Source organism: Nonomuraea sp. KM90 (assembly GCF_052246675.1).
GTDB lineage: Bacteria > Actinomycetota > Actinomycetes > Streptosporangiales > Streptosporangiaceae > Nonomuraea.
On record NZ_JBQQCB010000314.1, the window covers coordinates 1 to 2,538 of the forward strand.

General features: G+C 68.4%; 1 protein-coding gene. It reads right to left on the reverse strand.

Annotated elements, in window-relative coordinates; genetic code table 11:
- Positions 1-57: 57 nt before the first annotated feature.
- Entirely contained in the window at positions 58-2,178 is a 2,121-nt protein-coding gene (locus ACTWPW_RS63755; protein WP_443174968.1) for a recombinase family protein, read from the reverse strand.
- Positions 2,179-2,538 lie beyond the last annotated feature (360 nt).

A 2,538-nucleotide genomic window follows, 5' to 3' on the forward strand; every position in this document is an offset into this window, starting at 1 on the left:
GAGATCTGTCAAGCACAATGCACCGATAACTACAGCCTGGCCGTGTAGAGCGGGTGCTCAGCTGTCGGTGACCGGTTCGTCGGATGGGGGTGCCTTGGTCTGCTGCCAGCGTCTGCGGTTGTGGTAGCCGTGAGGCAGGGCCCGAAGGGCGCGCAGCCGGTCGAGTTCGGCGGCGTCTGCGGTGACGATCCAGAGTCTGGTGCCGGGTTCTTGGCGAGCGTTCACCCAGCCGCGGCGGATCCAGTTGTAGAGGGTGACCGGGGGCATGGCCAGCTCGCGGGCGAGTTCGGCGGACCACCAGGCATGGCGGCCGGGCGGGCGGCGCGTGGGCCAGGTGCGTCCCGGCTGGTCGGTGGTGGTGCGCAGGCGGCGGACCAGGTCCCGGATGGCCTGGGCGCCGAAGGTCGCGAACCGTTTGGGAGGGCGTAAGCCTTCGGCGTTGAGCCGGTCGGCGATCTGCGCACTGGTCAGTCCGGCGTCGTCGAGTTGCAGGACCAGCTCGGTCAGGCGCGGGTAGTACGACAGTTGCTCCAGCCGAGCGACCGGGCGGACAAGGTCTGCGCTGGTGGTGTGCCCGCCTGACCAGGTGATCTGGGCGGTGACCTGCTCGGATTCACCGTGGACAGTGACCGTGACGGCCTCGATGATGGTGCGCAGGAGCTGCTTGCGATCGGCGTTGGAGGTGGTGTCGGCATGCCACAGCGCCGGAAGATCGGCGGCCAGGTCGCGGATCTGCTCGCGCTCAGCCGCCGACAGCAGCAGCGGCCGGCTGGCCAGGAACCGGTCGTGATCCTCGCGCAGATTCTCCAGCTCGGCCAGCGCCTGCTCCCAGTCGCGTTCCAGCTGCCGCACCACCAGGCGGTTTTCCGGCTCGGCCAGCTGGTATTGGCGCCGAGCCCGGTCGGCGGCATAGGCGGCGCGCTCCAGCCGCTGCTGCCACAGCTTCTCCAGCCGGACACGGTCGGCCTCGATCTGCTCGGCGGCGTGCAGCGACACCTGCAGCGCCGACGGGGCGATCATCTCCAACATCTGGTCGGTGACATGCGCGTCCACGCACGGGCCTGCCAGCTGCTGGCAGCGCGGCCCGCCGTGGTCGGCGTATTCGCGCACGCACACGTAGTTGTGCAGCGAGTCGTCTCCGCGCCGGTGATATTGAACGAACATCCTGTGGCCGCAGCGGCCGCATCGGATCACGCCACTGAGCAGCGCGCGCCCGTCCCGCGCCGCACCCGTCGCGTCCGCGCGGGCCCGGTTGGCAGCCATCCGATCCAGGTTGCGCTGGTAATGCTGCGGGCTGATGTAGGCGGGCAACCGCCCAGGCAAGACCACGTCCCACTGCTCCATCGGCACCACCACTCGCCCAGTCGAGGGGCGTCCGGGGACTTTCCGCCGATGATCCACACCGCTGCGGCCGTAGGTGTAGATCCCGGCGTAGATCGGATTGTGCAGGATGTTGGTGAGCGTCATCCGGCTCGGGCGACGCCAGACCAGCTCGCCCTGATCAGGCCCCTCCCGCAACCGGATCCCCAGCTGGATCCGATGCTCGACCAGGTAGGCCAGCACCGCGTTGATCGTCCCGAGTTCGTCGAACAGCTCGAAGATGAGCGCGATCACCGCCTGGACCTGCTCGTCAGGGTCCTTGACCACCTCCCCGGAAGGGCGCAGCACATACCCGGTCGGCACCGAGAAGAACAGCTCGCCCCGCTGAGCCTTGGCCAGCCGTCCCGCCGCCATCCGCTGTTTGATCAGGTGAAGTTCCGCCTCCGACATGGTGCCCTTCAGCCCGAGCAGCAGCCGGTCGTTGTACTGAGCCGGATCATAGATCCCGTCGCTGTCGCCGAGCAGCGTGCCCGCCAACGCGCACAGCTCCATCAACTGATACCAGTCCCGGCCCGAGCGGGCCAGCCGCGAGACCTCCACCCCCAGCACGATCCCCACATGCCCGAGCCCGACCTCGCTCACCAACTCGGCGAACCCCGGCCGTCCCTGCGCGCTGGCGCCCGACATGCCCAGGTCGGCATCGATCACCTTGACCCTGCCGGCCGCCCAGCCCAGCGCCACCGCCCGGTCTGCCAGCGCGTACTGGACCCGGGCCGACTCGGTGTGCTCAAGCACCTGACGGCGGGTCGACTGACGCACGTACACCACCGCCATCCGGTCGGTGTGCTCGCGCCTCACCTTGGTCGGAAACCCTGGAGATGTGTTCGTCTGCCTGCTCATCGGGGCCGCCGGTCAGACTCTCCGCCGGACGGGATAACCGTCGCTCCACCAGCAGCGCCAGCATCCGAATCGCCGCAATCCGACTCGTTTCCGGCAAATCGCCCCATCCGATGGGCGAGGAGGTCGCCGGCCGGGTCGTGGAGAGCCCGGCTCACCCTCCGATCGCCGACTGACGGTGATGCCGCACCCCCTTCCCGCGGGGCGCTCTGCTCCTTGAGCCGCTGGACGACTGCCGCCAACTCCAGCAGACCTTCGATGCCAATCATCGCAGCTCCAGGCCCTAACAGCTATATAGGTGCACTGTAGAAAGCTGCTTGA